Source organism: Serratia sp. A07, from assembly GCF_058725505.1.
In genome coordinates this window covers 13,435-38,506 of sequence record NZ_JBZXDO010000009.1, presented here as the reverse complement: position 1 = coordinate 38,506, position 25,072 = coordinate 13,435, and the positions used below count along the sequence as shown (strand labels likewise).

The following is a 25,072-nucleotide window of genomic DNA, read 5'->3' as shown; positions in this document are numbered from 1 at the left end:
TATGCTTTATCCGAATGAAGAACAGCTGTATGCCGCCATCGCCTGGCAGGATTGCACCGGCGATTTCGAAGACATTCTGTATCACAAGTCCGCCGACGGCATCGCCAAAATCACCATTAACCGGCCGCAGGTGCGCAATGCGTTTCGCCCGCAAACGGTTAAAGAGATGATCGACGCGCTGGCCAACGCCCGTTACGACGACGGCATCGGCGTCATTATTCTGACCGGAGCCGGCGATAAGGCCTTCTGCTCCGGCGGCGATCAGAAAGTGCGCGGCGACTACGGTGGCTATCGCGACGACAGCGGCGTGCATCACCTCAACGTGCTGGACTTCCAGCGCCAGATCCGCACCTGCCCAAAACCGGTGGTGGCGATGGTGGCCGGTTATTCGATCGGCGGCGGCCACGTGCTGCACATGATGTGCGATCTGACCATCGCGGCGGATAACGCCATCTTCGGCCAGACCGGCCCGAAAGTGGGCTCGTTCGACGGCGGCTGGGGTGCGTCTTACATGGCGCGCATCGTCGGCCAGAAGAAGGCGCGCGAAATCTGGTTCCTGTGCCGCCAGTACGATGCCGCTGCCGCGTTGGACATGGGCCTGGTCAATACCGTGGTGCCGCTGGCCGATCTGGAAAAAGAGACGGTGCGCTGGTGCCGAGAAATGCTGCAGAACAGCCCGATGGCGCTGCGCTGCCTGAAGGCGGCGCTGAACGCCGACTGCGACGGCCAGGCCGGTTTGCAGGAGCTGGCCGGCAACGCCACCATGCTGTTCTACATGACCGACGAAGGGCAAGAAGGGCGCAACGCGTTCAACGAGAAGCGTCAGCCGGACTTCAGCAAATTCAAGCGTAACCCGTAATGAGCGGGGTAAACCGCAGTGCGGCGCTTTACCGTTACAGCCTGCCAATGGAGGCGGGCGTGGTGCTGCGCAATCAGCGGTTGAAAACGCGTGACGGATGGGTGGTGCAGCTGCGTCAGGGCGAGCGTGAAGGCTGGGGCGAGATCGCGCCGCTGCCGGAATTCAGCCAGGAAACGTTGGCGCAGGCCGAACAGGCCGCGTTGGACTGGCTGCAGGCCTGGTTGGCGGGCAACGAACCGGATGACAGCACGCTGCCCTCGGTGGCCTTTGGGCTCAGCTGCGCGCAGGCCGAGCTGGAGCAGCGTTTGCCGACGCAGGCGGATTTTCGCAAGGCGCCGCTGTGCACCGGCGATCCGGACGAGCTGTTCGAGATATTGAGCGCCTTGCCGGGCGAGAAAGTCGCGAAAGTGAAGGTGGGGCTGTATGAGGCGGTGCGCGACGGCATGATCGTCAACGTGCTGCTGGAGGCGCTGCCGGATCTGCGGCTGCGGCTGGATGCCAACCGCAGCTGGACCCGCGCCAAAGCCGACGGTTTCGCCAAATACGTCAACCCGGCGTGGCGCGATCGCATCGCCTTTTTGGAAGAGCCCTGCAAAACTCGTGATGAATCGCGCGATTTCGCCCGGGCGACCGGCATTGCCATCGCCTGGGATGAGAGCGTGCGTGAGGCGGACTTTGTGGTGCAGGCCGAGCCGGGCGTGGCAGCCATCGTGATCAAGCCGACGCTGGTCGGCAGCCTGGCGCGCTGCCAGGCGCTGGTGGCGCAGGCGCATGCGGCGGGGCTGACGGCGGTGATCAGTTCCAGCATCGAGTCCAGCCTGGGGTTAACCCAACTGGCGCGCATCGCCCGCTGGCTGGCGCCGGACACCGTGCCGGGGCTGGATACGCTGGGGCTGATGCAGGCGCAGGTGCTGCGGCCTTGGCCGGGCAGCGCATTGCCGCTGCTGGATATTTCGGCGCTGGAGTGCCTATGGCGCCGTTAAGCGATTGGCCGTGGCGACACTGGGCGCGCCTTCAGCCGCAGGCGACGGCCCTGTTGCTCGGCGAACAGCCGCTGAGTTGGCTGGCGTTGCAAGGCCAGGTGGATGAGCTGGCGGCGGATTTTCAGCACCAGGGCGTGGAGCCGGGCTGCGGCGTGGCGCTGTGCGGTAAAAACAGCTATCCGCTGCTGTTGGCCTATCTGGCGCTGCTGCAATGCGGCGCGCGTCTGTTGCCGCTCAATCCCGCCTTGCCGACGCCGCTGCTGACGCAGCTGTTACCCGAATTAGACATCACCTTTGCCTTCGGCCCGGATCCGTTGCCGGCGCTGCCGGAAGAGGTGATTCGATTGACGCCGCCCTCGACCGAGCCGCGCTGGCCGAACCTGCCGAGGTGGGATGTGCGGCGTCTGGCGACGCTGACGCTGACCTCGGGCTCCAGCGGCATGCCTAAAGCGGCCGCACACAGCTACGCCAACCATCTGGCCAGCGCCGACGGGGTGTTGCGGTTGATGGATTTTCAGCGCGAGGATTGCTGGCTGCTGTCACTGCCGCTGTTTCACGTCTCCGGCCAGGGCATCGTCTGGCGCTGGCTGGCGGCGGGTGCGCGGCTGGCAGTGCGCGAAATGCATCCGCTGGCCGAGGCATTAGTGGGCTGCACGCACGCCTCGCTGGTGCCGACACAGCTCTGGCGGCTGCTGGCGCAACCGCTGACGGGCACGACGCTGAAAGAGGTGCTGCTCGGCGGCGCAATGATCCCGGTGGCGCTGACCGAACGGGCGGAGGCGGCGGGGATCCGCTGCTGGTGCGGCTACGGCTTGACCGAACTGGCTTCCACGGTGTGCGCCAAGCGCGCCGATGCGCGGCCGGGCGTTGGCCTGCCGCTCGGCGGCCGCGAGATCAAACTGGTGGACGAAGAAGTCTGGATCCGCGCCGAGAGCCTGGCGCTCGGCTACTGGCGTCATGGGCATCTGCAGCCGCTGGCCGATGAACAGGGCTGGTTTGCGACCCGCGATCGCGGCGCGATGGCCGAGGGGGAACTGCGTATTCTCGGCCGGTTGGACAACCTGTTTTTCAGCGGCGGTGAAGGGGTGCAGCCGGAGGATATCGAACGCGTGCTGGCGGCGCATCCGCAGATCACGCAGGCGTTTGTGGTGCCGGTGGCGGACGCCGAGTTCGGCCAGCGGCCGGTGGCGGTGATCGACGGCGAACCGTCGCTGTCGCTGGCGGCGTTGCTCGCCTGGTCGCAGGATAAGCTGGCCAATTTCCAACGCCCGGCGGCGTTGCTCCCGTTGCCTGAGGAGCTGAAAAACGGCGGCATCAAGATTTCGCGCCGCCAGTTGCAGCAGTGGGTGGCGCAGCGTCTCTCTCAGGCATAAAAAAGCCGCCCGACAGGGCGGCTGAGCGGATGGCAGCAGGGGGTTATTTCAGCCCCAGCGCCTTGGCGACGCCGGCGCCGTAGTCCGGGTGCACCTGGGTGAATAGCTCGACCTGACGGCGCTGGATGTGTTCCGGCACCTGCGACAGTTCGCCGGCGATGCGGGTGAACATGCGCTGGTGCTCTTCGGCGCTCAGCAGGTTGAACAGCGCGCGCGGCTGGCTGTAGTAATCGTCGTCTTCACGATGATTCCAGTGGTCGGCCGCGCCCTCAATGCTCAGCGGTGGCTCGCTGAAGTCCGGCTGCTCCTGGAACAGGCCGAAGCTGTTCGGTTCGTAGGTGGCGCCGTTGCCGCTGTTGCCGTCCACGCGCATCGCGCCGTCGCGATGGTAGTTGTGGAACGGGCATTTGGCGCCGTTCACCGGGATCTGGTGGTGGTTGACGCCCAGGCGATAACGGTGCGCATCGCCATAGGAGAACAGACGGCCCTGCAGCATTTTATCCGGCGAGAAACTGATGCCCGGCACCACGTTGGCGGGGTTCATCGCCACCTGTTCAACTTCTGAGAAGTAGTTGTCGGGGTTGCGGTTCAGCTCGAAATAGCCAACGTCGATCAGCGGATAGTCGCCGTGCGGCCACACCTTGGTCAGATCGAACGGGTTATATGGCGTCTGCGAGGCTTCGTGTTCCGGCATGATCTGAATTTGCAGCTTCCAGCGCGGGAAGTCGCCGCGTTTGATCGCGTCGAACAGATCGCGCTGTGAGCTTTCGCGATCCTTGGCGATGATCGCTTCCGCTTCTTCATCCATCAGGTTTTCAATGCCTTGCTCGCAGCGGAAGTGGAATTTCACCCAGAAACGTTCGTTGGCGGCATTGATAAAGCTGAAGGTGTGGCTGCCGAAACCGTGCATGTGACGGTAGGATTTCGGAATGCCGCGATCGCTGAAGTCAATGGTCAGCTGGTGCAGCGATTCCGGCAGGTGGGAGAAGAAGTCCCACTTGTAGACGGGGTTGCGCAGGTTGGTATGCGGATCGCGTTTCACCACGTGGTTGAGATCGGGGAACTTCAGCGGATCGCGCAGATAGAACACCGGCGTATCGTTGCCCACCAAATCCCAGTTGCCTTCTTCGGTATAGAACTTCATGGCGAAGCCGCGAATGTCGCGCTCGGCGTCGGCGGCGCCGCGCTCACCGGCGACGGTGGAGAAGCGGATAAACATGTCGGTCTGTTTGCCGACCTCGGAGAAGATCTTGGCGCGCGTATAACGGGTGATGTCGTGGGTAACGGTAAAGGTGCCGTAGGCGCCGGATCCTTTGGCGTGCATGCGGCGCTCGGGGATAACCTCACGGTCGAAGTGGGCCAGTTTTTCCAGGAACCACACGTCCTGCAACAGCATCGGGCCGCGTTTGCCTGCGGTGATCACGTTATTGTTATCGACAACCGGGGCGCCGGCTGCGGTGGTCAGTCCTTTCTTGCTCATCACTTGCTCCTTATCGTAGTGCAGTTAAGTAAAGACTCGGGCGGTTTAAGCGTTCATCAGCATAGTCCTTTGGCGGGGCTTCTTCCCCTGACCTTGGTCAAAGCCATTACTAGTTGTAGCCCTATTGGCGAGCGGCGGCAAATAGGTCTCGGTTATCGTTGGCATCGCCTTGACGAATATAGAATCTTGTTTGCAAATATTTACATTTATTTGATTATTGAAGAATTTTTTCGCTTTTATCCCTTAAATACTCATTGCGCTTTGGTATAGACTCGTGACGTTATTATTATGCGTTGATTCGATCATTCGGTACGGATGACAAACCAGAGGGAAAGATGATGAAAAAGACTTGGGTCGCGTGCGCGGCAGGATTGCTGTTTGTGACCGGTGCGGCGAACGCCATCAGCGTGTCGGGCGAAGCCGGGCAGCACTACACCAACCTGGGCGTCGGCATGAGCACCGGCTCTTCAGGCCTGGGCCTGACCGGCAACTGGGCGCGCAGCGACCACGACGGCAACGTCGGCAGCCTGGGGCTGAACTTCGGCGTGCCGCTGGGGCCGTTGACGGCGACCGTGGGTGCCAAAGCGCTGTACCTCAGCCCGAAAGACGGGAAGAGCGGCGGGGCGGTGGCGCTGGGCGGCGGCCTGGAGTGGGAGATTAACCGTTACTTCAGCCTGCACGGCGAAGGGTACTTTGCGCCTGAATCCTTCACCAGCGGCGTGAAAGCCTATAACGAAGCCAGCGGCGGCCTGCGCTGGAAGTTCCGTCCGCTGAGCGTGGACGTGGGCTACCGTTACATGCAAATGGAAGGCAAAGACGGACGTCGTGACAATACGCTGGCCGATGGCCCTTATGTCGGTGTCGGCCTGAGCTTCTAAGGTCGGCTGACGGGCTGTGGCCCATCGCGTTTTCCGAATCCCTCGGTCATTGGCCGGGGGATTTTTATTTGTGCCATCAACGGGAAATCCATCCGGACTCTGAATGGCAAAAGATTAAATAATTTAAAGACTCGACGATCGGCATCGCCATATGGGGGCACATGCCGTAAAATTCGTAATATAAATACTTATATAACGATATGGACGTCATGACTTACCGAAATCCACTGGCGGCGCTGATGCCGCTGTTTGCCTCACTCTTTCCTTATACCGCTGCGGCGCAGGTCGATCGTGACGAGGTGTTGACCGTCACCGGCAGCGCGTTATCCCCCGCGACGGAAAGCGCATCCGGCGCCGGTTTTAAAACGCCGGAGATTGAACTTGGGCCGCTGGGCACCAGGGCGTGGATCGATACGCCTTATTCTTCTACCACCGTGACCCAACCGATGATCAAAAATCAGCAGGCGAAAAGCGTCGCCGAATTGCTGAAATATTCACCGAGCACGCAGATGCAGGCTCGCGGCGGCATGGACGTCGGGCGGCCTCAAAGCCGCGGCATGCAGGGCAGCGTAGTGGCGAACAGCCGCCTGGATGGGTTGAACATTGTCTCCACCACGGCCTTTCCCGTTGAAATGCTGGAACGGCTGGATGTGCTCAACAGCCTGACCGGCGCGTTGTATGGCCCTGCGAGCCCGGCCGGGCAGTTCAACTTTGTGGCTAAACGCCCGACGCCGCAACCGTTACGCGAGGTGACGCTCGGGTATCAGAGCCGCAGCGCCTTTAGCGGCCACGTCGATCTCGGCGGCCATCTCGACGACGACAATATGTTTGGCTATCGCATTAATGCCCTCAACGAAGAGGGTGAAGGCAGCGTTGACGACAGTACCTTGCGCCGTCGGCTGTTGGCCGTGGCGTTCGACTGGAATATCAAGCCGGGCACGCAGCTGCAGCTGGACGCCAGCCATTACGAATTCCTGCAAAAGGGCTACCCCGGCGGCTTCAGCTATGGGCCGAATGTTCCGTTGCCCCCCGCCTCTAATCCGCAAAATAAACACCTGGCGCTCGAGACGGCGGGCAACGATTTAACCACCGACACCCTCAGCACGCGCCTGGTTCATTACTTCAATGACGATTGGTCAGTCACGGGCGGCATAGGGTGGCAACAGGCGGATCGCGCCATGCGTTCGGTATCCAGCACTCTGCTCAACGGCAGCGGCGATATCAAACGGTCGATGAGCGACTCCAGCGCCTCGGGGCGATTTCGGGTGTTGAGCAACGCGCTGGCGCTGAACGGCCATGTCGATACCGGTTCGGTGGGGCATGAGTTGGCGCTCGCCACGACGGGCTACGTCTGGTCTATCTACAGCGGCAAGGGGGCCAGCCGGCGCTACGATTTGGGCATCGACAATATGTACCATCCGTCGGCGCTGCATGAGCCGGGCGACGGAAAAATCCCCAAGAACGGCGCACGCTATAAATCCAGCGAGAACAGCCAGCAGAGCGTGACGTTCGGCGATACGCTGACCTTCAATCCGCAGTGGTCGGCGATGCTCTATTTAAGCGAAAGCTGGTTGCAAACACGGAATTACAGCGCTGACGGCAAGAAAATCGAAGAAGACAATCAGCAGGGTTTGAGCCCGAATGCGGCGTTGATGTACAAAATCACCCCGACGCTGATGGCCTATGTCAGCTATGCCGACTCGCTGGAGCAAGGCGGTACGGCCCCGTTGGGGGAAGGCGTGAAGAACGAAGGGCAGACGCTCAAGCCCTATCGCAGTCGGCAATATGAGATTGGCCTGAAAGCCGACGTCGGGGAGATGAACCTCGGCGCCGCGCTGTTCCGCCTCAAGCGGCCGTTCGCTTATGTTGACGCCGAAGACCGGGTGTACAAGGAGCAAGGCGAACAGGTGAACAATGGCCTTGAGCTGACGGCCGCCGGGCGCGTGGGTGACGGGCTGAGCCTGTTTGGCGGCGTCACGCTGCTCGATCCGCAACTGAAAGAGACGGTTTCCGACAGCACGCGCGGCAAACGCGTGGTCGGTGTGCCGAAGGTGCAGGCCAATATGCTGGTGGAGTACAGCCTGCCGTCGATGCCGCAATGGGTCTATAGCGCCAACGTGCACTATACCGGCAAGCGAGCGGCGAACGACACCAACAGCGCCTGGGCTGACAGTTACACCACGCTGGACTTGGGGGCCCGCTACGTCACCCGCATTCATTCCGTGCCTGCGACCTGGCGGCTGGCGGTCAATAACGTCACTAACGAACATTACTGGGCCTCTATTTTCCCCTCGGGCACGGATGGTAATGGCGGTTCGTCGAGCGCCTTTCTCGGCAACGGCCGTGAAGTGCGCGCATCTGTCACGTTTGACTTCTGAGGGCGCTATGAGGATCGCATCGTTGTCTGCATGGGCACTGTTGGTTGGCGTGTTGTTGCACGGCGATTTGTGGGCTGCATCACCTGCGAGCGAAATGCGTATTGCCTCGCCGTGGCCCGCGCAAAACGCCATCATCGCGATGCTGGGTTATGGCGATAACATCGTCGGCACCTCGAATGTCGCGAAACAGATCCCGCTGTTTCGCCAAAGCCTGCCGCGCATTGACGCCGTTCCGGTGGTGAGTGTGAATAGTGGGCAAGCGTTGAATCCGGAACAAATCATCGCGCTTTGCACTCGGCTGCTGTTTGTGCCTGACAGCATGAAAGTGCCGCAATTGGATTTACTCGAACGGGCTGGGGTGCGCGTATTGGCGTTTAAAGCCAATTCGATGGCGGCTCTGCGCGCGCGAGTGTTAAAAACGGGGGCCGCGCTGGGGCCGGATGCACAGGAAAAAGCGTTGGCTTACGAGCGCTATTTTTCTCGTAATGTGGCGCGCGTCGCCGAGCGACTGAAGGATTTACCGCCAGGGCAGCGCATTCGCGTTTATCACAGCATGGGCAATCCGCTGACCACCTCAGGGCGACCGTCGCTTAACCAGGATTGGATGGATCTGGCCGGCGCCGCCAACGTGGCGGAAACGTGGTTTGGTCTGAAAAAAGAGGGGGCCGGCGAAGTGGCGTTGGAGCAGGTCGTGGCCGCCAATCCGCAGGTGATCGTGGCGATGAACAGGCGCGATGCCGAAGAGATACGCACGTCCGCGCAATGGCAGGGCATCGATGCCGTTTTGCGGCATCGGGTCGTGGTCAATCCCAAGGGGATGTTCTGGTGGTGTCGCGAGACCAGCGAAGAGGCGCTGCAGTTTTTATGGTTGGCGAAAACGCTGTACCCGGCACGTTTTGCCGACATTGACATGCGGGAAGAGACGAGAAGTTTTTATCGGGACTTTTTCGGTCTGTCGCTCACTGCGGCGCAGATTGACGCTATTCTTAATCCACCCGCTTGAACAGATTCGGGGGCCCAAACGGCCCCCGAATGCGTTACCCCACCGCCGGCAGCATGCCGCTGGCGATGCCCAGTTGAATCGCGATGACCGTCACCCCGCAGACAAACACCAACGCCAGCGCCGGCGTACCGCCCCAGACGCGATACTGCGCCTGATGTTTTTGGCGCGTTTTCCACACCAGCAGTGAAGGCAACAGCAGCGCCAGCACCGACAGGGCGATGGCGGCGAATCCCAACGCCAGCACGAAGCCGCGCGGGTAGAACAGCGCAAAGGCCAGCGGTGGCAGGAAGGTGATGGCACCGGTTTGCAGGCGGCCACGCACGTTGTCTTGCCGCTTGAACAGGTCGGCCAGAAAATCGAACAGCCCGAGCGCCACGCCGAGGAATGAGGTCGCCAGCGCCAGATCGGCGAACAGATGCACCGCCAGTTCAACGTGCGGCGAAGCCACCGCATCGCGCACCGCCTGCAACAGGCCGTTCAGCCCGGCCTGCTGCGCCAGAATGCCGACGAAGGTGTCGGAGCTGATGCTGCCCAGCGTCGCCAGCTGCCAGAAAATATAGGCGATCAGCGGGATCGCGCTGCCGATGATAAACACCCAACGCAGTTTGCGAATGTTGCCGCCCATGTAGTTGACGATGCTCGGCACGCTGCCGTGGAAGCCGAAGGAAGTGAAAATAACCGGAATGGCCGACAGCGCCAGGCCTTGCTCCAGCGGCAGCGTCATCAGATTGGTCTGGTGGATATTCGGCAACATCAGGCCGAGCATCACCACCAGAAACACCACTTTGGCGCTGAACAGGATGCGGTTGAACAAGTCGACCGAGTGGGTGCCGATGCAGACCACGCCGCCGGCCACCAGGGTGAACAGCAGCACGCCGAGCGACACCGGGAAGTCCTGCGACGTCCATTGGCTGATGCTGGTGGCGAGCAATTCGCCGGCGCCGCTGATATAGGCGGCGGTGAGGGCGTACATCAGGAACATCATGCTAAAACTGGTCAGCCACTGGCCGCCGCCGCCGAGATAACGTTTGGCGAGCGTGCCCAGACCGGTATCCGCTTGCTCATGCTGGTAAACCTCCACCAGCAGCAGCGCGGTGTAACACATCAACAGCCACAGCCCGATCAGTAAGGCCAGCGTGACGCCGAAGCCGACGCCGGCTGCTGCCAGCGGCATCGCCAGCATCCCGGCGCCAATGGTGGTGCCCGCCACGATAAAAACACTGCCAAGAGTGCGATTCTTCACGTTTTTTCTCTACCAGCCGAAAGATTTTGAAAATTATAGGTAACGATTTATGAGGATGGCAGGATAGTGGAAGCCCTAATTTGTGTCAAACCGGCGTTACGCATAGTGTACATAAATGTTTACATTGCGGCGGGCTGCATGGCGCATGAGGAACGGGCCCATGGCTGAAATTATCCGCAGGCGGCTAGTGAAAAGTTATTTACGGGCTTCTATAGTGGAATGACCAAAAAATGTGGGAGAGATCAATGTTAAGGGTGGAGATGCTCAGCACCGGCGATGAGGTGCTGCACGGGCAAATTATTGATACCAACGCCGCCTGGCTGGCGGACTACCTGTTCCAGCAGGGGGTGCCGATGAGCGGGCGTGAAACGGTCGGGGACAGCCTCTCTGCGTTGATCGAGATCCTGCAGGAACGAAGCCATATCGCCGATGTGCTGATCGTCAACGGCGGTCTGGGGCCGACCAGCGACGATCTCAGCGCGCTGGCCGCCGCGAAAGCCTGTGGCGTCGAGCTGGTCGAACGGGCCGACTGGCTGGCGCGCATGGAAGCCTATTTCGCCGAGCGCGGGCGGCCGATGGCCCCTTCCAACCGCAAGCAGGCGCAGATCCCGGCCAACGCGGAAATGCTGGATAACCCGGTAGGTACCGCCTGTGGGTTTGCGCTGCAGCTGAACAAATGTCAGATGTTCTTCACCCCCGGCGTGCCGTCGGAATTCAAAGTGATGGTCGAACAGCAGATCGTGCCGCGCCTGCGCCTGCGCTTCACCTTGCCGGCGCCGCCGCTGTGCCTGCGCCTGACCACCTTCGGTACCTCCGAGAGCGATCTGGCCGCCGAGCTGGATGGCATGCCGCTGCCGCCGGAAGTGGTGCTGGGCTACCGCTCATCCAGCCCGATTATCGAGCTGAAGCTGACCGGGCCTGAAAGCCGGCGTGCGGAAATGGAGCAGGCCTGGCGGCGCGTGCGCGAGGTGGCGGGGGACAACTGCATCTTTGAAGGCACCGCCGGGTTGCCGGCGACGCTGACGCAGCGTCTGAATCAGCAAGGGCTGAAGCTGGCGTTGAGCGAGCAGTTCAGCGCCGGGTTGATCAATCTGCAGCTGCAGAGCGAAGGGGCGCCGCTGGCGGGGGGCGAGCTGCTGCCGGCGCACTGCATCGAAACGCTGGAAACGACGCTGGCGCGCGCCCGCTCGCTGGCGGAATTGACCGGTGCGCCGTTGGCGTTGGCGGTCAGCGCCATGCGCGACGAGCAGGTGAGCATTGCGCTGCATACGCCGCGCGGCGGGATTGGCCAGACGGTGCGTTATCGGGCGTCGCGCCACGGCCTGCGGCTGCGGCAGGAGTCGGTGGCGATGCTGGCGCTGGATATGCTGCGCCGCTGGCTGAATGGGGGCCAGGCGTGCGGTAAAAACGCCTGGCTGGAGGTGGTGGAAATTATCGAGTGACGGTCATGACGCTGAGTCGCCGGCGTCACGGTTTTGCTGCAGCCGTTCGGACGCCAGGCGTGAAAGGCGTATCGCCGCCGCGCCCCGCGTTTGCAGATCTGCACCATAGTCCTTGAGCGCCTGCGCGGCGCTGCCGGCCTGCGCCAGATGCATCGCCAGGCTGGCGGCGTCCGCCAACGCGGTGTTGGCGCCGAGCCCGCCCGCCGGGCTCATGGCGTGCACGGCGTCGCCGAGAAAGGCGATGCGTTCGCTGTGCCACACCGGCATCGCCTGCGTGACCTGCACCGCCCGCACGCTGAGTGACTGAGGATCCGCCAGCGCTAACGCCGTTTGCAAAGCGGGGGCCCATCCCTGCGAGATATGCCTTACGCGCGCCTGCAGCGCAGCGCTTCCCTCCGCCCGCGCCGGCCCGCCGAGCCGTTCAGCCGTTCCGATACAGGCCCAATAGAGATAGTCGTCGACCGGCGTGAGGGGGCAGTCCGGCGCATAGTCGGCTGCCAGCTGCGCCATGGACGCCTGAAAGCGCATCGGTTCAATCACCAGCGACAAGCCGTCGGCGAAGACGACCGACACGCCGCGCAGCAATTCGGGGGCCAATTGGGCACGGGTCGCCGCATCGAGCGGCGTTTTGCCGTAGAGGGTGACCGCGCCGCTGTCTTCGGGCCCCGCCTCGGGCAGGCAGCGCCGCCGCACCAGCGAGTTGACGCCGTCGGCGGCGATCAGCACATCGACCCGCGCTTGTTCGCCGTTGGCGAACTGAAGCTCCACGCCCTGCGGCGTTTGTGCAAATTCACACAGGGTATAGCCGAAGCGCACCCGGTCTTGCAGACCGGTGAGCAGGATTTCGCGCAGCGTTTGCCGATGAATGCCGAGATCGCCGCTCGGTTCCTGCGCCTGCCGCGGGCTGGAGGGCAGCCAGTGCTCGGGGCGTCGGGCGTTGAGCGGGGCAAGCTGCGGATCCCATAGATTGCTCTCGCCGCTGTTTTGCGCGCTGCTGGCACAGAGCAACCGGTAATGCGCTGGCGGCAGACAGGCGGCCAGTGCCTGCTGGCCCGTCGGATCGATGCGCAGCCGGTAGCCCTGATCGCGCGCTTGCGGCGTGGTGTCACGTTCAAACACCGTGGCGTGGATGCCGAAGCGATGCAGTCCCTGAGCCAGACACAGGCCGCCGGGCCCGGCGCCGATAATGCCAATGCTGAGTGTTGTCATCATGTTCCCTCGTGAGTCAGTGGCCACAAACGGGAGCGGCCGGAAGCATTTCATTATGTCGGCGCAGGAAAAGGTTGATATAACGGTATCTGGACTAAAAATAGTGATAAGTGGCCAATATGAACGATAATCCTCACTTCGCCGACGCTGACTGCAGCGAATGGCGGGCGGGCCCCTGGCTGATCGCCCTTGGCGGCCGCGACGCGGCAGGCCGGGAGTATCGGTTGGGCACGCGCGAATACGGCTGGCATCAGCATGTACGCGGGCAGCTGTTGTGCGTCGAAAGCGGTTTGCTGCATGTGCGCACGGCGCACGGCGATTGGGTGCTGCCGCCGCAGCGGGCGGGGTGGATCCCGCCGGCGACGCAGCACCGGGTGCAGGTCTGCGGCGCGCTGAGCGGCTGGAGTTTGCTGCTGGCGCCGGAGGCCTGCAACGACCTGTCGAATGCACCCTGCGTCATCGGTATTAGCCCCGTGCTGCAGGCGCTGGCTCTGCGAGCAGAAGGCTGGGATAAACGCAGCGCGCTCACCCTGGAGCAGGATCGCATGGCGCAGGTGATGCGGGACGAGATACGTCTGGCGCCAACGGAGCCGCTGCATTTGCCGATGTCGTCCCATCCGCGCCTGGCCGGTGTTCTGCAGGCCTTGCTGGCGCAGCCGGGGAGCGAGCGTTCGCTGGAAGCCTGGGCCGAATGGGGAGCGATGTCGCCGCGTACTCTGCGGCGGCTGATGATCGGCGAAACGGGGCTGAGTTTTGCCCAGTGGCGCCAGCAGGCTCGGTTGTCATATGCATTGGCGAAGCTGGCCGAAGGTGAAACGGTGTTGCAGATCGCGGAAACGCTGGGGTATGCCTCGCCGAGTAATTTTATCGCCATGTTTCGCAAAGCCTTTGGCGATTCTCCGGCGCGTTATTTTTCCGCATCGGCAGGAAAGGGGCGCTAAGCGAAATACTTTGAGGATGGTTATATATCCCTTATTAATCATAATCTTATAGGGGATATTCGCGGCGAGGGAATGCTGTTACTCTTTTGGCGGGTGCTTGAGACTGTTCGTCTTGGGCATTGTGTGACCAGGCGGATAGATGAAAGCCCCAGACTGACTCTCAATCAGAATGGGGCTGCACATACCGCCTAGACACCGGTATGGTAGCCCCTTCACAGCAAGGAGGCAAGCATGCGCTTAAGGCATGTGTTTCACTCGCTAACCGTTGTATGTATTACGGTTTTGTTATTTATCTGGATGATAAGAGACTCGCTGTGCGAGCTGAAAATCTACCAGGAAAATATCACTATCCTGATCAGGTTGGCGTGTGAGGTGAAGCGGTAATCATAGGGCGGGGGCAACCCCGCCTTCTGGTCTCCAGGCGCGGTTTCCGGCACCCGACTTTACATTTCCAGCTCGATGTCCGTCAGCGGCATACAGCAGCAGGGCAGGATCTCGCCGGCATTGATAAACGCCAACGGCTGTTGGCGGTAGGCCACTTCGCCTTTCACCAGCTTCAGGCGGCAGGCGCCGCAATAGCCGGAGCGGCATTGGTACTCCACCTGCACGTCGTGCAGTTCCAGCACGTCGAGCAGGCAGTTTTCACTGTTGGGGCAGGAGAGCTGCGTGCCGGCGGCGCGCAGCGTTACGATTGGCGTCGCCATCGCTTACAGTTCGAAGTCGCTCAGGTCGTCGGCGTTGATCTCCGAGTCGATCTGGCCAACCAGGTAGGAGCTCACTTCCACTTCCTGCGGCGCCACCTGTACGTTGTCGGACACTAACCAGGCGTTGATCCACGGGATCGGGTTGGAACGGGTTTCGAACGGCAGACCGAGGCCGACCGCCTGCATGCGGATGTTAGTGATGTATTCCACATACTGGCACAGGATGTCTTTGTTCAGGCCGATCATCGAACCGTCGCGGAACAGGTATTCCGCCCACTCTTTTTCCTGCTGGGCGGCCAGCACGAACAGATCGTAGCACTGCTGCTGGCATTCTTCGGCGATCTCTGCCATTTCCGGATCGTCGGCGCCGGAACGCATCAGGTTCAGCATGTGCTGGGTGCCGGTCAGGTGCAGCGCTTCGTCGCGGGCGATCAGCTTGATGATTTTGGCGTTGCCTTCCATCAGTTCGCGCTCGGCGAACGCGAAGGAGCAGGCGAAGCTGACGTAGAAGCGGATCGCTTCCAGCGCGTTCACGCTCATCAGGCACAGGTACAGCTGCTTCTTCAGCGCGCGCAGATTGACGGTGACGGTTTTACCGTTCACCTGGTGGGTGCCTTCACCCAGCAGGTGATAGTAGCTGGTCATCTCGATCAGATCGTCGTAGTAGCCGGAGATGTCTTTCGCGCGCTTCTTGATCTCTTCGTTGGTGACGATGTCGTCGAACACCAGCGCCGGATCGTTGACGATGTTGCGGATGATGTGAGTGTAGGAACGGGAGTGGATAGTCTCGGAGAACGACCAGGTTTCCACCCAGGTTTCCAGCTCAGGGATCGAGATCAGCGGCAGCAGCGCGACGTTCGGGCTGCGGCCCTGGATGGAGTCCAGCAGCGTCTGATACTTCAGGTTGCTGATGAAGATGTGCTTCTCGTGCTCCGGCAGCGCCTGGTAATCGATGCGATCGCGGGAGACGTCAACTTCTTCCGGGCGCCAGAAGAAGGAGAGCTGCTTTTCGATCAGTTTTTCGAAGATTTCATGCTTTTGCTGGTCGAAACGCGCAACGTTTACCGACTGGCCGAAGAACATCGGCTCTTGCAGCTGGTCGTTTTTGGTCTGAGAAAAAGTGGTGTAAGCCATAAGCCTGAATCCATCGTAACGTGGCTAAATGAAGGGGCCGGAAAATTCCGGCCCGCTAGGTCAAACTTTAGATCTTGCAGGCGCCGCTTTCGCAGTCGTCATCGCCGGCCTTGGCAGGCTGCAAATCTTCCTGGGCGTCTTCCGCACCGTCGCGGGTGTTTTGGTAGTACAGCGTTTTCACGCCGAACTTGTAGGTGGTGAGCAGGTCTTTCAACAGCTGCTTCATCGGCACCTTGCCGCCCGGGAAGCGGGTCGGATCGTAGTTGGTGTTGGCCGAAATCGACTGGTCGATGAATTTCTGCATCAGCCCCACCAGCTGCAGATAGCCGTCGTTGCTCGGCATTTCCCACAGCAGCTCGTAGTTGTCTTTCAGACGCTCATACTCCGGCACCACCTGGCGCAGGATGCCGTCTTTCGACGCCTTGATGCTGATGTGGCCGCGCGGCGGCTCGATGCCGTTGGTGGCGTTGGAAATCTGCGAAGAGGTTTCCGACGGCATCAGCGCAGACAGGGTCGAGTTGCGCAGGCCGGTTTCCTGGATCTCTTTACGCAGGGTTTCCCAGTCGTAGTGCAGCGGCTCGTTGCAGACCGCATCCAAATCTTTCTTGTAAGTGTCGATCGGCAGGATACCCTGCGAATAAGTGGTCTCTTTGAACCACGGGCAAGCGCCTTGTTCCTGAGCCAGACGGTTGGAGGCTTTCAGCAGATAGTACTGAATGGCTTCGAACGTTTTGTGCGTCAGGTTGTTGGCGCTGCCGTCGGAGTAGCGCACGCCGTTCTTCGCCAGGTAATAGGCGAAGTTGATGACGCCGATGCCCAAGGTGCGGCGGCCCATCGCGCCACGGTGTGCGGCCTTGATCGGATAATCCTGATAATCCAGCAGGGCGTCGAGCGAGCGCACCGCCAGGGTTGCCAATTCTTCCAGGTCGTCCAGGCTGTCGATCGCGCCCAGGTTGAAGGCGGACAGGGTGCACAGCGCAATCTCGCCGTTTTCGTCGTTGACGTCTTCCAGCGGCTTGGTCGGCAGGGCGATTTCCAGGCACAGGTTGGACTGACGCACCGGCGCGATCTGCGGATCGAACGGGCTGTGGGTGTTGCAGTGGTCGACGTTCTGGATGTAGATGCGGCCGGTAGAGGCGCGCTCTTGCATCATCAGCGAGAACAGCTCAACCGCTTTCACGCGCTTCTGGCGAATGCTGTCGTCTTTCTCGTACTGGGTATACAGGCGTTCGAATTCGTCCTGATCGGCGAAGAACGCGTCATACAGCCCCGGCACGTCGGACGGGCTGAACAGGGTGATGTCTTCGCCCTTGATCAGACGCTGGTACATCAGGCGGTTCAGCTGCACGCCGTAGTCCATGTGACGCACGCGGTTGCCTTCAACGCCGCGGTTGTTTTTCAACACCAGCAGGCTTTCCACTTCCAGGTGCCACATCGGGTAGAACAGCGTTGCCGCGCCACCGCGCACGCCGCCCTGCGAGCAGGATTTAACGGCGGTCTGGAAGTGTTTGTAGAACGGAATACAGCCGGTATGGAAGGCTTCACCGCCACGGATTGGGCTGCCCAGCGCGCGGATGCGGCCGGCGTTGATGCCGATGCCGGCGCGCTGCGAAACGTATTTCACAATGGCGCTGGAGGTGGCGTTGATGGAGTCCAGGCTGTCGCCGCACTCGATCAGCACGCAGGAGCTGAACTGGCGGGTTGGGGTGCGCACGCCGGACATGATCGGCGTAGGCAGCGAAATCTTGAAGGTGGAAATCGCGTCGTAGAAACGTTTGACGTAATCCAGACGAGTTTCACGCGGGTAGTTGGAGAACAGGCAAGCGGACACCAGCATGTACAGGAACTGGGCGCTTTCGTAAATCTCGCCGCTGACGCGGTTCTGCACCAGATACTTGCCTTCCAGCTGCTTGACGGCGGCATAGGAGAAGTTCATGTCGCGCCAGTGATCGATAAAGGAATCCATCTGCTCGAACTCTTCAGCGCTGTAGTCTTCCAGCAGATGCTTATCGTATTTGCCCATCTCGACCATGCGAGTGACGTGGGCGTGCAGCTTCGGCGGCTCGAACTGGCCATAAGCTTTTTTGCGCAGGTGGAAGATCGCCAGGCGAGCGGCCAGGTACTGATAGTCCGGCGCATCGCGGGAGATCAGATCGGCTGCGGCTTTGATGATGGTTTCATGAATGTCGGCGGTTTTGATGCCGTCATAAAACTGAATGTGTGAACGCAACTCTACTTGAGAAACCGAGACGTTGTGTAATCCCTCTGCGGCCCAATCGATGACCCGGTGGATTTTGTCGAGATTGATGCGCTCTTTACGGCCATCGCGTTTAGTTACAAGCAGACTTTGGTTCATGTGGTGTTTTACCTGTCCGTATGGTGCCCCTAAGCAGAAGTGTAGTCGCTCTGCTCAGTATGTAAACACTATATATAGGGGTTGTATGTCGGTGAGGTAACAAGATAGTGAGAAAAAACGGCGTTTGCAAGTGAACAAAACCGGCCTAATTTGTGGATAACTTGGGGGTGAAATGTAACTTGCCGCGCGAAGCGCGCGCCGTGACTGGCGCGACAAGCTTGTCAATAAGCGCGATCAGATTTTACTGAAAAACTGAAAAAACCGATCGTTTGGCGCTTTATTAAACGTTAGAAAAAAACGGCATATTGATCTGATTTAATATTCTAAAAAACTGTTTACAACGGCTATTTTGATCGAAGTCGCGGAAATTAGGTATTTTTCCGAATGCTCCGCCGGCGCCGCCCCCCGGTAATGCAGGGCCGGCGCGGTTTACAACGCTTAGCCTTCGTGCTGGGTGTGCACCATGTAGTTCACGTCAACGTTGCGTCCAAGCTTGAAATGATCGGTGATCGGGTTGTAATGCAGGCCGATCATGTGCTTTTCGCGCAGCGGCGTGCCGTCGACCCAGCCGATCAGTTCGGAAGGGCGAATGAACTTCTTATGATCGTGGGTGCCCTGCGGCACCATCTTCAGCACGTACTCCGCGCCGATCACCGCCATCAGCCAGGCTTTGGTGTTGCGGTTGATGGTGGAGAAGAACACATGGCCGCCCGGTTTCACCAACTGGGCGCAGGCGCGCACCACCGAGGCCGGATCCGGCACGTGCTCCAGCATCTCCATGCAGGTGACGACGTCATAGCGTTGCGGGTTGGCCTGAGCGTGGCTTTCCACCGTCTCCTGCACGTAAGTGACGTTCATGCCGCTTTCCAGCGCGTGCAGCCGCGCGACCTGCAGCGGCTCCGCGCCCATGTCCAAGCCGGTGACCTTGGCGCCTTCGCGCGCCATGCTTTCCGCCAGAATGCCGCCGCCGCAGCCCACATCGAGCACCTGCTTGTCAAAAATGCCGTCGGCGCGCTGCATGATGTAGTTCAGGCGCAGCGGGTTGATGCGGTGCAGCGGTTTGAACTCGCCTTCCAGATCCCACCAGCGGGAGGCGACGGCCTCGAACTTGGCGATTTCCTGGTGGTCAACGTTTTGCACTCGGCTGGATGATTCTGCGTTCATGGGCTTGTCTGGCTCCTTGTTCTCGTTGCGCGGATTATACATGTTCCGGCGCGGCATCGTCTGCGCCGATGCGTTTTTAGCGCACTTATCTGCACAATTTCCGTGAAACAGCGGCGGTTATTTTCCCGTAAAGCGTGCTTTGTGATATAGTTTTACACCTTTGCCACTATGGCAGCGGGCAGATGAATCATTAGTAGAGGGATAGCAGCTCCATGAGCGACCTTGCCAGAGAAATCACACCGGTAAACATCGAAGACGAGTTGAAAAACTCGTATCTGGACTATGCGATGTCCGTTATTGTCGGACGTGCGCTGCCAGATGTTCGTGATGGACTGAAGCCGGTTCACCGCCGCGTTCTGTACGCGATGAGCGTACTGGGTAACGACTGGAATAAACCATACAAGAAATCGGCCCGTGTCGTCGGGGACGTGATCGGTAAATATCACCCACACGGTGACAGCGCGGTTTACGACACTATCGTGCGTATGGCCCAGCCGTTTTCACTGCGCTACATGCTGGTGGACGGCCAGGGTAACTTCGGTTCCGTCGACGGCGACTCCGCCGCGGCGATGCGTTATACCGAAGTGCGCATGTCCAAGATTGCTCACGAACTGTTGGCGGACCTGGAAAAAGAAACCGTCGACTTCGTGCCTAACTATGATGGCACCGAGCAGATCCCGGCCGTCATGCCGACCAAGATCCCGAACCTGCTGGTCAACGGCTCGTCGGGTATCGCCGTGGGCATGGCCACCAATATTCCACCGCACAACCTGGCGGAAGTCGTCAACGGCTGCCTGGCCTATATCGACGATGAAAACATCAGCATCGAAGGGCTGATGGAACACATCCCGGGGCCGGACTTCCCGACGGCGGCGATCATCAATGGCCGCCGCGGCATTGAAGAGGCCTACCGCACCGGGCGCGGCAAAGTCTACCTGCGCGCGCGCGCGGAAGTGGAAGCCGACGCCAAGACTGGGCGCGAAACCATCATCGTTCACGAGATCCCGTATCAGGTGAACAAGGCGCGTCTGATCGAGAAGATCGCCGAGCTGGTAAAAGAAAAACGCGTGGAAGGCATCAGCGCGCTGCGCGACGAGTCCGATAAAGACGGCATGCGCATCGTGATCGAAGTCAAACGCGACGCGGTCGGCGAAGTGGTGCTGAACAACCTGTATGCGCTGACGCAACTGCAGGTCACCTTCGGCATCAACATGGTTGCGCTGCATCAGGGCCAGCCTAAGTTGCTGAACCTGAAAGACATCCTCGAAGCCTTCGTGCGTCACCGCCGCGAAGTGGTTACCCGCCGCACCATCTTCGAACTGCGCAAGGCCCGCGACCGCGCCCATATCCTGGAAGCGCTGGCCATCGCGCTGGCCAACATCGATCCGATCATCGAGCTGATTCGCCGTGCGCCGACCCCGGCCGAAGCGAAAGTTGCGCTGGTGGCGCAGCCGTGGGATCTGGGCAACGTCAGCGCCATGCTGGAGCGCGCCGGTGACGACGCCGCCCGCCCTGAGTGGCTGGAGCCGGAGTTCGGCATCCGCGACGGAAAATACTACCTGACCGAGCAGCAGGCTCAGGCGATTCTGGATCTGCGCCTGCAGAAACTGACCGGCCTGGAGCACGAGAAGCTGCTGGACGAATATAAAGAACTGCTCAACTTTATCGCTGAGCTGATCTTTATTCTGGAAAGTCCAGAGCGCCTGATGGAAGTGATCCGCGAAGAGCTGGTGGCAGTCAAAGAGCTGTACAACGACGGCCGCCGCACCGAGATCACCGCCAATACTTCCGACATCAACATCGAAGACCTGATCAACCAGGAAGACGTGGTGGTGACCCTGTCTCATCAGGGCTACGTGAAGTATCAGCCGCTGTCCGACTATGAAGCTCAACGCCGCGGCGGCAAAGGCAAATCTGCGGCGCGTATTAAAGAAGAAGACTTTATCGATCGCCTGTTGGTGGCCAACACCCACGATACGATCCTGTGCTTCTCCAGCCGTGGCCGCCTGTACTGGATGAAGGTGTACCAACTGCCTGAAGCCAGCCGTGGCGCGCGCGGTCGCCCAATCGTCAACCTGCTGCCGCTGGAGGCCGATGAGCGTATCACCGCTATCCTGCCGGTACGCGAGTATGAAGAAGGGCGCCACGTGTTCATGGCCACCGCCAGCGGTACCGTGAAGAAAACTGCGCTGACCGAGTTCAGCCGCCCACGCAGCGCCGGCATCATCGCCGTCAACCTCAACGAGGGCGACGAACTGATCGGTGTCGATCTGACCGACGGCAGCAACGAAGTGATGTTGTTCTCCGCCAACGGTAAAGTGGTACGCTTCCCGGAAACGCAGGTGCGTTCGATGGGCCGTACCGCAACCGGCGTGCGCGGCATCAACCTCGGCGAAGGCGACAGCGTGATCTCCCTGATCGTGCCGCGCGGCGAAGGCGACATCCTGACCGTGACGCAAAACGGCTTCGGTAAACGCACCGCCGTGACCGAATATCCGACCAAGTCACGCGCCACCCAGGGGGTTATCTCCATCAAGGTGAGCGAGCGTAATGGCCAGGTGGTCGGCGCCGTACAGGTGGAAACCAGCGACCAGATCATGATGATCACCGATGCCGGCACGCTGGTGCGTACCCGCGTTTCGGAAGTCAGCGTGGTGGGCCGTAACACCCAGGGCGTGACGCTGATCCGCACGGCGGAAGACGAAAACGTCGTCGGCCTGCAGCGTGTGGCCGAGCCGGTGGAAGACGAAGAGCTGGACAGCCTGGAACCGGGCGCGGAAGCGGTGGAAGAAGACACCACGCCGCTGGACGATGGCGACGACGCGGCTGAGCCGATGGACGACGACAACGTTTAAAGCAAGGTGAGGGCGTCGGCATGCCGACACCCTAATGCACTGAGACAGAAGGGCCTGGCAGCGATGCTAGGCCCTTTTTCAGTTATATGGTTTAATTGGCGCACCGAGCCGCCGGCTGCCGCGCCGGCGAATGCGTGCACCGCCACTGACTTTCGTATGGTATCCGATTGAAATACTTAGCCTCTTTTCGAACTACGCTGAAGATATCCCGCTATCTGTTCCGGGTGCTGGCGATTTTGCTGTGGTCGTTGGGAGCGCTGCTCACCACCTTTTATATTCTGAATATCCTGCATCAGAAAGAGTCGGATATCCGGCAGGATTACAACCTTAACTTCGATCAGGCGCAGGGCTACATCCGCCATTCCGCCGACATCATCCGCGACATCAAGTATATGGCGGAGAACCGTCTCAACGGGTCGGTCAGCAGCCTGGACATGTTCAGCGGCGTGTTTCCCGGCAAGGGCAGCCCGCCGCAATTCTTTCCGCTGTACCCGGAGTCCAACTGCACGCTGAGCACCACCTACCGCAGTTCGCTCGATTCGCTGAGCGGCCTGATCCAGTATTGGAAAGAGAACTTCGTGGCGGCCTACGATCTCAACCGGGTGTTCTTCATCGGCGGCGACAGCCTGTGTATGGCGGAGTTCGGCGGCGGCAACGCGAGCGCCAATCGGGAAAACGTGCTGAAGTCGCTGCACGAGCGCATTCTGAAATACCGCAACGCCAAGAATCTGGACAAAGACAACAACCTGTATTGGATCAGCCCTAGCGCGCAGCGGCCGGACGTCGGCTATCTGTATGTGCTGACGCCGATTTATATCGGCAACAAGCTGGAGGCGCTGCTGGGCATCGAACAGACCGTTCGGCTGGAGGATTTCGTTACCGCCGGCAACCTGCCGATCGGCGTCACGCTGCTGGATGAGAACAACGAGCCGGTGCTGCGCCTGGCGGACGGCGATCGCTATGCCGCTTCGCTCAACAGCTATCCCGCAGAGCACGCCTACTTCGGCTATGTCGACAATTATCGCGATCTGATCCTGAAGAAAGCGCTGCCGCCTTCTTCGCTGAGCATCGTCTATGCGCTGCCGGTGAAAAGCGTAGTAGAACGCTTCAAAATGCTGATCCTCAACGCGCTGTTGCTGAACCTGCTGTCGGCCATCGTGCTGTTCACGCTGGCGTGGCTGTTTGAACGTAAAATGTTCCTGCCGGCGGAGGACAACGCCTTCCGCCTGGAAGAGCACGAGCAGTTCAACCGCAAGATCGTCGCTTCGGCGCCGGTGGGTATCTGTATCCTGCGCATCAGCGACGGCACCAATATCCTGAGTAACGAACTGGCGCACAACTACATCAACCTGTTGACCCACGAAGATCGCGATCGCATTACGCGCATCATTTGTGAACAGCAGGCGAATTTCGTCGATGTGATGACCAGCAACAACAACAACCTGCAGATCAGCTTTGTCCACTCGCGCTACCGTAACGAAGAGGTAGCGATTTGCGTGCTGGTGGACGTCAGCGCCCGCGTGAAGATGGAAGAGTCGTTGCAGGAGATGGCGGCGGCGGCGGAACAGGCCAGCCAGTCCAAATCGATGTTCCTGGCCACCGTCAGCCATGAGCTGCGCACGCCGCTGTACGGCATTATCGGCAACCTCGATTTGCTGCAAACCAAGGCGTTGCCGCAGGGGGTCGATCGGCTGGTCAATGCGATGAACAACTCTTCCGGCCTGCTGCTGAAAATCATCAGCGATATTCTCGATTTCTCCAAAATCGAGTCCGAGCAGCTGAAGATAGAACCGCGCGAGTTCTCCTGCCTGGAGGTGATCACCCATATCGCCGGTAACTATTTGCCGCTGGTGGTGAAGAAACGTCTGGGGCTGTACTGCTTTATCGAACAGAACGTGCCGGAGCGCATTTTCGGCGATCCGGTGCGGCTGCAGCAGGTGCTCTCCAACCTGGTGAACAACGCCATCAAGTTCACCGATACCGGCTGTATCGTGCTGCAGGTCTGCACCCGCGGCAGCTATCTGGAGTTCAGCGTGCGCGATACCGGCGTCGGTATTCCGGAAAAGGAAATTTCGCGCCTGTTCGATCCGTTCTTCCAGGTGGGCACCGGCGTGCAGCGCCATTTCCAGGGAACCGGCCTGGGGTTGGCTATCTGTGAGAAACTGATCAACTTGATGGACGGCGATATTGCCGTCGAGTCCGAACCGGGTCTGGGCAGCTTGTTCAGCATCCGCATTCCGCTGTTCAACGCTCAGTTCCCCATCCCGCAGGCCAGCGATACCTGGCAGGGCCGTCGGCTGTGGCTGGATATCCGCAATCAGCGGCTGGAAAGTTACCTGATGGCGATTCTGGGGGGCTACGGCGCCGATATCCAGCGCTATGACGGCCAAGAGACCGCCGCCGGAGAGGTGATGCTCAGCGATCATCCGCTGATGCTGGACACGCCGCTGCTGGCTCAGATCCAATTCTCTACCGAACATATCGGCCCATCGCTGGAAACCCGGCCGGGTTATTGGATGCACAGTACCTCCACGCCGCGAGAAACGCTGAGCTTGCTCAACCGGTTGTTCGGCGTCGGCAGCGGCGCGGCAGAGGCGCTGGTGCAGCTGCCGGTGCCCGCCAAGGCCAGTGCGGCGGACAACGGCGATATTCATCTGCTGGTGGTTGACGATCATCCGATCAACCGTCGCCTGCTGTCCGATCAGCTGGGATCGCTGGGGTATCAGGTGGTGACTGCCAACGACGGCGTCGACGCGCTCGGCGTGCTGAAACAGCACCACGTCGATATTGTGCTGACCGACGTCAATATGCCGAACATGGACGGCTATCGCCTGACGCAGGAACTGCGACAGATGCAGTTCAGCGCGCCGGTGATCGGCGTGACGGCGAATGCGCTGGCGGAAGAGAAGCAGCGCTGCCTCGAGGCGGGTATGGATAACTGCCTGTCGAAACCGGTCACGCTGGAGACGCTGGAACAGACGCTGGCTTACTACAGCCAACGGGTACGCTACAGCCGCAGCGAGGCTTGAAAAGCAAACAGGCACGGCGAATGCCGTGCCTGTTTGGTGCT

At 60.4% G+C, this 25,072-nt stretch carries 18 protein-coding genes; 11 read left to right on the top strand and 7 right to left on the bottom strand.

Features of this window, described 5'->3' with window-relative positions; translation table 11 throughout:
- Position 1: 1 nt before the first annotated feature.
- The 3 genes from menB to menE are packed head-to-tail and all read left to right on the top strand — an operon-like array spanning position 2 to position 3,215.
- Positions 2-859: a 1,4-dihydroxy-2-naphthoyl-CoA synthase gene (gene menB, locus AC4PR2_RS11745; protein WP_033635308.1), complete on the top strand. Its 858-nt coding sequence runs from the start codon at positions 2-4 to the stop codon at positions 857-859.
- The gene (gene menC / locus AC4PR2_RS11740; RefSeq protein ID WP_443014440.1) at positions 859-1,842 is read left to right on the top strand and encodes an o-succinylbenzoate synthase; all 984 of its coding nucleotides are present in this window, start codon (positions 859-861) and stop codon (positions 1,840-1,842) included. Before menB ends, menC begins: the two co-directional genes overlap by 1 nt.
- Positions 1,830-3,215 carry an o-succinylbenzoate--CoA ligase gene (gene menE, locus AC4PR2_RS11735; protein WP_159318299.1) on the top strand — a complete coding sequence of 462 codons (1,386 nt, stop codon included), beginning with the start codon at positions 1,830-1,832 and terminating at the stop codon, positions 3,213-3,215. Before menC ends, menE begins: the two co-directional genes overlap by 13 nt.
- A gap of 43 nt (positions 3,216-3,258) precedes the next feature.
- Here the strand turns inward: menE and katA are convergent, their stop codons facing one another.
- On the bottom strand, positions 3,259-4,695 hold the full coding sequence (katA, locus tag AC4PR2_RS11730) for a catalase KatA (RefSeq protein WP_100396414.1): 1,437 nt from the start codon (positions 4,693-4,695) through the stop codon (positions 3,259-3,261).
- Positions 4,696-5,033: 338 nt separating this feature from the next.
- Between katA and AC4PR2_RS11725 the strand changes: the two genes are divergently transcribed.
- The 3 genes from AC4PR2_RS11725 to AC4PR2_RS11715 all read left to right on the top strand — a co-directional run bounded on the left by AC4PR2_RS11725 (position 5,034) and on the right by AC4PR2_RS11715 (position 8,954).
- Positions 5,034-5,573: a YfaZ family outer membrane protein gene (locus AC4PR2_RS11725; protein ID WP_049200187.1), complete on the top strand. Its 540-nt coding sequence runs from the start codon at positions 5,034-5,036 to the stop codon at positions 5,571-5,573.
- Positions 5,574-5,782: 209 nt separating this feature from the next.
- A complete protein-coding gene (locus AC4PR2_RS11720) occupies positions 5,783-7,951 on the top strand; it encodes a TonB-dependent receptor (RefSeq protein ID WP_373275084.1) in 2,169 nt (722 codons plus the stop codon).
- 7 nt (positions 7,952-7,958) lie between these two features.
- The gene (locus AC4PR2_RS11715; protein ID WP_492175167.1) at positions 7,959-8,954 is read left to right on the top strand and encodes an ABC transporter substrate-binding protein; all 996 of its coding nucleotides are present in this window, start codon (positions 7,959-7,961) and stop codon (positions 8,952-8,954) included.
- Positions 8,955-8,988: 34 nt separating this feature from the next.
- On the opposite strand, the gene tyrP is transcribed toward AC4PR2_RS11715, so the two are convergent.
- A complete protein-coding gene (tyrP, locus tag AC4PR2_RS11710; RefSeq protein ID WP_060420079.1) occupies positions 8,989-10,197 on the bottom strand; it encodes a tyrosine transporter TyrP in 1,209 nt (402 codons plus the stop codon).
- Positions 10,198-10,442: 245 nt separating this feature from the next.
- Here tyrP and AC4PR2_RS11705 point away from each other — a divergent pair, with 245 nt between their 5' ends.
- A complete protein-coding gene (locus AC4PR2_RS11705; protein ID WP_401427242.1) occupies positions 10,443-11,639 on the top strand; it encodes a nicotinamide mononucleotide deamidase-related protein YfaY in 1,197 nt (398 codons plus the stop codon).
- Positions 11,640-11,642: 3 nt separating this feature from the next.
- Here AC4PR2_RS11705 and AC4PR2_RS11700 read toward each other — a convergent pair whose 3' ends face one another.
- Positions 11,643-12,851, bottom strand: coding sequence for an FAD-dependent oxidoreductase (locus AC4PR2_RS11700; RefSeq protein WP_308345043.1), 1,209 nt, complete (start codon positions 12,849-12,851; stop codon positions 11,643-11,645).
- 116 nt (positions 12,852-12,967) lie between these two features.
- Between AC4PR2_RS11700 and AC4PR2_RS11695 the strand changes: the two genes are divergently transcribed.
- Entirely contained in the window at positions 12,968-13,789 is an 822-nt protein-coding gene (locus AC4PR2_RS11695) for an AraC family transcriptional regulator (RefSeq protein ID WP_060439385.1), read from the top strand.
- Positions 13,790-14,020: 231 nt separating this feature from the next.
- Positions 14,021-14,173 carry a Hok/Gef family protein gene (locus AC4PR2_RS11690; protein ID WP_004935921.1) on the top strand — a complete coding sequence of 51 codons (153 nt, stop codon included), beginning with the start codon at positions 14,021-14,023 and terminating at the stop codon, positions 14,171-14,173.
- Between the two features lie 59 nt (positions 14,174-14,232).
- Here AC4PR2_RS11690 and yfaE read toward each other — a convergent pair whose 3' ends face one another.
- The 4 genes from yfaE to ubiG form a co-directional block, all read right to left on the bottom strand.
- Positions 14,233-14,493, bottom strand: a complete 261-nt coding sequence (gene yfaE / locus AC4PR2_RS11685; RefSeq protein WP_033653779.1) for a class I ribonucleotide reductase maintenance protein YfaE — start codon at positions 14,491-14,493, stop codon at positions 14,233-14,235.
- Between the two features lie 3 nt (positions 14,494-14,496).
- A complete protein-coding gene (gene nrdB / locus AC4PR2_RS11680) occupies positions 14,497-15,627 on the bottom strand; it encodes a class Ia ribonucleoside-diphosphate reductase subunit beta (protein WP_019453694.1) in 1,131 nt (376 codons plus the stop codon).
- 67 nt (positions 15,628-15,694) lie between these two features.
- A complete protein-coding gene (gene nrdA / locus AC4PR2_RS11675) occupies positions 15,695-17,983 on the bottom strand; it encodes a class 1a ribonucleoside-diphosphate reductase subunit alpha (RefSeq protein ID WP_033648028.1) in 2,289 nt (762 codons plus the stop codon).
- Between the two features lie 438 nt (positions 17,984-18,421).
- On the bottom strand, positions 18,422-19,147 hold the full coding sequence (gene ubiG / locus AC4PR2_RS11670; RefSeq protein ID WP_047730871.1) for a bifunctional 2-polyprenyl-6-hydroxyphenol methylase/3-demethylubiquinol 3-O-methyltransferase UbiG: 726 nt from the start codon (positions 19,145-19,147) through the stop codon (positions 18,422-18,424).
- Between the two features lie 212 nt (positions 19,148-19,359).
- On the opposite strand from ubiG, the gene gyrA reads away from it, so the two are divergent.
- Positions 19,360-22,002, top strand: a complete 2,643-nt coding sequence (gene gyrA / locus AC4PR2_RS11665) for a DNA topoisomerase (ATP-hydrolyzing) subunit A (protein ID WP_004935906.1) — start codon at positions 19,360-19,362, stop codon at positions 22,000-22,002.
- A gap of 167 nt (positions 22,003-22,169) precedes the next feature.
- Positions 22,170-25,031, top strand: a complete 2,862-nt coding sequence (rcsC, locus tag AC4PR2_RS11660) for a two-component system sensor histidine kinase RcsC (RefSeq protein ID WP_060420089.1) — start codon at positions 22,170-22,172, stop codon at positions 25,029-25,031.
- The last annotated feature ends 41 nt before the right edge of the window (positions 25,032-25,072 follow it).

Excerpts from the sequence above, each read along its gene's own strand:
- yfaE (WP_033653779.1), bottom strand. The coding sequence starts at position 14,493 with ATGGCGACGCCAATCGTAACGCTGCGCGCCGCCGGCACGCAGCTCTCC.
- AC4PR2_RS11725 (WP_049200187.1), top strand. The coding sequence starts at position 5,034 with ATGAAAAAGACTTGGGTCGCGTGCGCGGCAGGATTGCTGTTTGTGACC.
- katA (WP_100396414.1), bottom strand. The coding sequence starts at position 4,695 with ATGAGCAAGAAAGGACTGACCACCGCAGCCGGCGCCCCGGTTGTCGAT.
- nrdA (WP_033648028.1), bottom strand. The coding sequence starts at position 17,983 with ATGAACCAAAGTCTGCTTGTAACTAAACGCGATGGCCGTAAAGAGCGC.
- gyrA (WP_004935906.1), top strand. The coding sequence starts at position 19,360 with ATGAGCGACCTTGCCAGAGAAATCACACCGGTAAACATCGAAGACGAG.
- AC4PR2_RS11715 (WP_492175167.1), top strand. The coding sequence starts at position 7,959 with ATGAGGATCGCATCGTTGTCTGCATGGGCACTGTTGGTTGGCGTGTTG.
- AC4PR2_RS11695 (WP_060439385.1), top strand. The coding sequence starts at position 12,968 with ATGAACGATAATCCTCACTTCGCCGACGCTGACTGCAGCGAATGGCGG.
- AC4PR2_RS11705 (WP_401427242.1), top strand. The coding sequence starts at position 10,443 with ATGTTAAGGGTGGAGATGCTCAGCACCGGCGATGAGGTGCTGCACGGG.
- AC4PR2_RS11700 (WP_308345043.1), bottom strand. The coding sequence starts at position 12,851 with ATGATGACAACACTCAGCATTGGCATTATCGGCGCCGGGCCCGGCGGC.
- AC4PR2_RS11690 (WP_004935921.1), top strand. The coding sequence starts at position 14,021 with ATGCGCTTAAGGCATGTGTTTCACTCGCTAACCGTTGTATGTATTACG.
- menE (WP_159318299.1), top strand. The coding sequence starts at position 1,830 with ATGGCGCCGTTAAGCGATTGGCCGTGGCGACACTGGGCGCGCCTTCAG.
- menC (WP_443014440.1), top strand. The coding sequence starts at position 859 with ATGAGCGGGGTAAACCGCAGTGCGGCGCTTTACCGTTACAGCCTGCCA.
- ubiG (WP_047730871.1), bottom strand. The coding sequence starts at position 19,147 with ATGAACGCAGAATCATCCAGCCGAGTGCAAAACGTTGACCACCAGGAA.
- AC4PR2_RS11720 (WP_373275084.1), top strand. The coding sequence starts at position 5,783 with ATGACTTACCGAAATCCACTGGCGGCGCTGATGCCGCTGTTTGCCTCA.
- menB (WP_033635308.1), top strand. The coding sequence starts at position 2 with ATGCTTTATCCGAATGAAGAACAGCTGTATGCCGCCATCGCCTGGCAG.
- nrdB (WP_019453694.1), bottom strand. The coding sequence starts at position 15,627 with ATGGCTTACACCACTTTTTCTCAGACCAAAAACGACCAGCTGCAAGAG.